Below are 4,236 nucleotides of genomic sequence, written 5' to 3'. Positions count from 1 at the left end.
GCAAAATAAAAATCAGAATTCTTCTGACAGAATTTTTTGTTGTGCAAATTCCCAAATTTCTCGACTGGTTTTAATATCCTGTTCAGGATTTTTAGTATCCCAAGTAAAGCCATCACCTAAAGTATGCCATTCAATATTATCGCAAACGTTCGGCGGCTACTTTTTGTTCACCTGCTTGCCATTGGTAGCTTTGATGAATTGAATTACGCAGACTTTTCATCCCCCCAACCTGCGGCTCTAAAAACCATACCAAAAGCACTGGAAGATTTTGCCTTTCCCTTTGCCTGTATGGACTAAAATTAAACCTTTGTCTATTCTCTCTTGCTTTCATGATAACCAACTTGGCGATAACTTCTGGGCGCACTGGAAAATACCAATGTATATAAGAAGCAACGAACATTTTTATAACGCACACCTTTATCGCCTTTTTTAATAGTGAAACAGGTTTCTAAGTCTTCATCATTTTCAATGGATAGGAGTGATGAAATTCATGTACCCTCTAATACCGCTTTGCTTCATCTCGGTAACCTAAAGAAATTAGACGTTTTTCCGCTGACAGAAGTATAAGGAAAAACATTTGCCATAAGTACCAGCTTATACCGTCAAAGGTCAACTAATTGTTTACCCAACAAGGTTGCACCGCCACATTCTGCTAATACAGGTACGCCTAATTTATTAAATTACGAATAGCAACTAAGCTAGGTGGATTTTGATAAAGCTTGAGCATAAAGCTCAGGATAACCACCTGGTAACCAAATTGCATCGGTATTTTTGGCAGTAGCTCACCCCCTATGGGTGAAAAAAATCGAACTTCCGCACCTTCTTCTTTAGCCAGTTAATGTTAGAGGGGTAAATAAAACAACAAGCTAGGGTCTTTAGCAACAGCGATAGTCTTGCCTACTAGTAGGAGCTTATGTTTAACATCAACAATTTTTTCATTAACTGAGCTTGTAAAAGAATAGGATAAAATATTATCATCTAAATGAAAAAAGGTAAAAAATCAGGAACATCAGCTTCTTCAGGTCTTTTAATCCTAAATGTCTCTCAGGCAAACTGGGGGCATCTTTTCCATCCACCCAAAAAAGAGGTGGTAAATTATAATCTGTTAGCAAATCTTTCAAAATTCGAGCATGACGCGCACTACCAACACGGTTGGCAATAATACCTGAAATCTTAAACTCAAGTTTTCCAGCATAATCGCAAAAACCAGAAACTAATGGCACTAATGATCCCGCCATGCCTTTCACATCAACAACCAAAATGACAGGCAATATTTAATACGGTTGCTAAATTTGCACTAGAACCTTCTTCACCTACGCCTGTATGACCATCAAATAAGCCCATCACACCTTCGATTAATGCTATTTGTACTTTTTCAGACTGTTTATTTAACTGGCGTTTACAAATATTGACTCCCATCATTTTTGTATCTAAATTATAAGAAGGTTTACCTGTAATTGCCTGATGCCAAAAAGGGTCAAGATAATCAGGTCCTGCTTTAAAAGCCTGAATTTTTAATTGTTTTGATTTTAAATATTGCAGCAAAGCCAACATTATTGTAGTTTTTCCACAGCCTGATTGTGTACCGACTAGTAGAGCTTTTTTCAGCATTGATTTTGCCTCTGTGTTTTGGATAGTTATATTCAAGTTTCAATAATTTAAACTTGAGTATTAGCATATCGCTAAAAATAAAGTTACCATTGTAGGCAAAAAAGGCTTTTGTAATCCTTACTATTCACAAACTGCTACAATGCAGACCTTTTTTAATCGAATTGTTTGTAACATGGATATTACCTTACTGTTGAGCACAAAGAATTAGCAACACATTACGCACAAATTGAAGCCGCTATACAATTATTAGATGAAGGCGCAAGTGTTGCCTTTAGTTGCAGAACTAGCCAAACGTCATTCTGAATTAAGATTTAATAAAGTTATGGTTTCAGAAGCAGGTGCTTCAGTTTATTCTGCCTCAGAACTTGCGGCTAAAGAATTTCCTGATTTAGATGTTTCAATACGCGGTGCGGTATCTATTGCTAGACGATTACAAGACCCGTTAGCAGAATTAGTTAAAATTGAAGCGAAAGCGATTGGAGTGGGTCAATATCAACATGATGTCAATCAAGTTCAGCTTGCGCGAATGCTTGATACGGTTGTTGAAGATTGTGTAAATGCTGTAGGTGTTGATGTGAATACCGCTTCCACGCGCGTTGCTAAAACAAGTCTCAGGATTATCAACAACTATTAGTGAGATAATATTGTCAGCTATCGAAATGAAAATGGCGCATTTAAAAATAGAAAACAACTTAAAAAAGTGCCACGTTTAGGCGATAAGGCTTATCAGCAAGCGGCAGGGTTTCTTAGGATTATTAATGGTGATAATCCACTTGATGCTTCAGCGGTACATCCTGAAGCATATCCCGTTGTTAAAGCGATTCTTGAAAAAGTGCTAAACCAATCTCACGCTATTATTGGTCAAATTCAAATATTAAGAAAATTAAATCCGCGTGACTATATTACCGAAACATCAGCCAATACCTTCGCCAAACGGACATGCTTAGCTTTTAAACAAAAAATAGCCAGATCAAGTAAAATTGTAGATTGAAACATCAACAAAACTTACAAAACCTGACTATGAATGAAATAATAACAACGCTTGAGGCTCTTAGTCCAGCCTTATGCTCTCGAACAATGAAACAGTTAATTGTTATTGTCGAAGCAACGCTCACGATGACAGGGCGCGTAACGATGCTTGGTATTTCTCGATGGACTGAAAAGGGAGGGAGTTATCGCACCATTCAACGCTTTTTTAACGAAGGTCATAATTGGTCACAGTTATGTTGGTTATTGGTTAAACAGCATCTTGCGTCTCAATTTGAACAAGTATTTATTCTCATTGCCGATGAAGTTGTTGTGACTAAGTCAGGAAAAAAAACGCATGGATTAGGAAATTTTTTTTCATCTATTCAGAGTAAAACCGTACGAAGTTTATGCTTTATAAGCCTGTCTTTGTTAGATGTTGATTCGCGTAAAGCCTATCCTTTAATAACTGAGCAATTGCTTCGAGAGGACGTGAAAAACTCCGCCCCTAAAGCCGCTAAAAACAAACTTTCACCCTCTAAAGGAAAAGTGGGAAGACCTCAAGGGAGTAAAAATAAAAGTCGTATTAATGTAAAATTATCCCCTTTTTTAATGCAGTTACAAGGTTGTCTTCATCAGGCATTACAGTTAATTGGATGCGAGTTAGCGATTGTTTATTTTGTTTATGATGGCGCATTAGGAAACAATGCCGCTGTACAAATGGTCAAGCAAACAGGGCTACATTTGATTTCAAAACTGCGTCATGATTCCGTCTTATATTTTCAATATAAAGGTGATTACTCTGGGCGCGGAAGACCTAAAAAATACGGTGAAAGAATCACCTTAGAAAAATTAATCGAGCAAGAGCCTGTCTCAACAGAGGTGGAAAAAAACAGTCAAATTTGTGTGTACCAAGTTCAAGCTTGGCATAAAAATTTTCCTGATTTATTGAATGTTGTTTTCATTGTTAAAACGCATCTTAAAACAGGTCGAGTTAGCAAAGTCATTTTGTTTAGTGACGATACAAGTTTAGCAGCGAAGAATTTGATTAATTATTACTCATTACGTTTTCAAATTGAATTTAATTTTCGTGATGCCAAGCAATATTGGGGGCTTGAAGACTTTATGAATGTCAAAAAAAACACCCGTAAATAATATGGCGAATTTTTCCCTATTTATGGTGACGTTTTCACAGCTATTATTACCTAAAATAGAGGGATTAAATCCCGAAAGTATGTCGGATTTAAAAACCTTCTACAGGGCAGGTAAAATCACGCGTCGGATTATTAATTCACTCGGCATTGAGTCGGATGAAATTTTAATTAACGATAAAATTTTTCAAGCCGCAGAACTCGGTAAAATTCATGTTGAAATGGCATGATTTTTGGCGAAGGTATTGATTATAACTGATTTTTAAATTTGAAGGATTGCTTATGCCGTTTTCTTCTTATAAAGCGCGTAACAGCCAAGGTGAATTAGTTGAAGGGGTATTAGAAAGTGAAAACACTATGACGGTAGCCAAACAATTATCTAGTCTTGGGATTACGCCTGTTGAAATTAGTCTTGAACAAAAGCCCGCAATCATTAATCTTTTTGAGGAGAAAATAGAAGCGATTGACTTAATGATGTTTAGTCGTCAAATGTACACGCTACTTAAAG

6 protein-coding genes and 1 pseudogene are annotated in these 4,236 nt (G+C 36.6%); 4 read left to right on the top strand and 3 right to left on the bottom strand.

What is annotated here, in order from left to right:
* Window positions 1–136: 136 nt before the first annotated feature.
* From Q9M50_15345 to Q9M50_15335, 3 genes are all read right to left on the bottom strand, one after another.
* Entirely contained in the window at window positions 137–259 is a 123-nt protein-coding gene (locus Q9M50_15345) for a hypothetical protein (protein ID MDQ7091983.1), read from the bottom strand.
* A 715-nt stretch (window positions 260–974) separates the two neighbouring features.
* Complete coding sequence (locus tag Q9M50_15340; GenBank protein MDQ7091982.1) at window positions 975–1,247, bottom strand: hypothetical protein; 273 nt, start codon at window positions 1,245–1,247, stop codon at window positions 975–977.
* 1 nt (window position 1,248) lies between these two features.
* A complete protein-coding gene (locus Q9M50_15335) occupies window positions 1,249–1,611 on the bottom strand; it encodes a hypothetical protein (GenBank protein MDQ7091981.1) in 363 nt (120 codons plus the stop codon).
* A 271-nt stretch (window positions 1,612–1,882) separates the two neighbouring features.
* Here Q9M50_15335 and Q9M50_15330 point away from each other — a divergent pair.
* From Q9M50_15330 to Q9M50_15315, 4 genes and pseudogenes are all read left to right on the top strand, one after another.
* Window positions 1,883–2,512 (top strand): annotated as a pseudogene (locus Q9M50_15330) (helix-hairpin-helix domain-containing protein).
* A gap of 119 nt (window positions 2,513–2,631) precedes the next feature.
* Window positions 2,632–3,732, top strand: a complete 1,101-nt coding sequence (locus Q9M50_15325; GenBank protein ID MDQ7091980.1) for a transposase — start codon at window positions 2,632–2,634, stop codon at window positions 3,730–3,732.
* 1 nt (window position 3,733) lies between these two features.
* Window positions 3,734–3,958 (top strand): hypothetical protein, encoded by a 225-nt coding sequence (locus Q9M50_15320; protein ID MDQ7091979.1) that lies wholly within the window; start codon window positions 3,734–3,736, stop codon window positions 3,956–3,958.
* Window positions 3,959–4,010: 52 nt separating this feature from the next.
* A partial coding sequence (locus Q9M50_15315; GenBank protein ID MDQ7091978.1) for a type II secretion system F family protein occupies window positions 4,011–4,236 on the top strand: 226 nt, incomplete at its 3' end.

It is taken from the genome of Methylococcales bacterium (assembly GCA_030949405.1).
Lineage (GTDB): Bacteria > Pseudomonadota > Gammaproteobacteria > Methylococcales > Methylomonadaceae > WTBX01.
This window is presented reverse-complemented; position numbering and strand designations above follow the sequence as displayed.

What these genes read in the sequence shown, in the direction of transcription:
- Q9M50_15320 (MDQ7091979.1), top strand. Translation starts at nt 3,734, where the DNA reads ATGGCGAATTTTTCCCTATTTATGGTGACGTTTTCACAGCTATTATTA.
- Q9M50_15325 (MDQ7091980.1), top strand. Translation starts at nt 2,632, where the DNA reads ATGAATGAAATAATAACAACGCTTGAGGCTCTTAGTCCAGCCTTATGC.
- Q9M50_15335 (MDQ7091981.1), bottom strand. Translation starts at nt 1,611, where the DNA reads ATGCTGAAAAAAGCTCTACTAGTCGGTACACAATCAGGCTGTGGAAAA.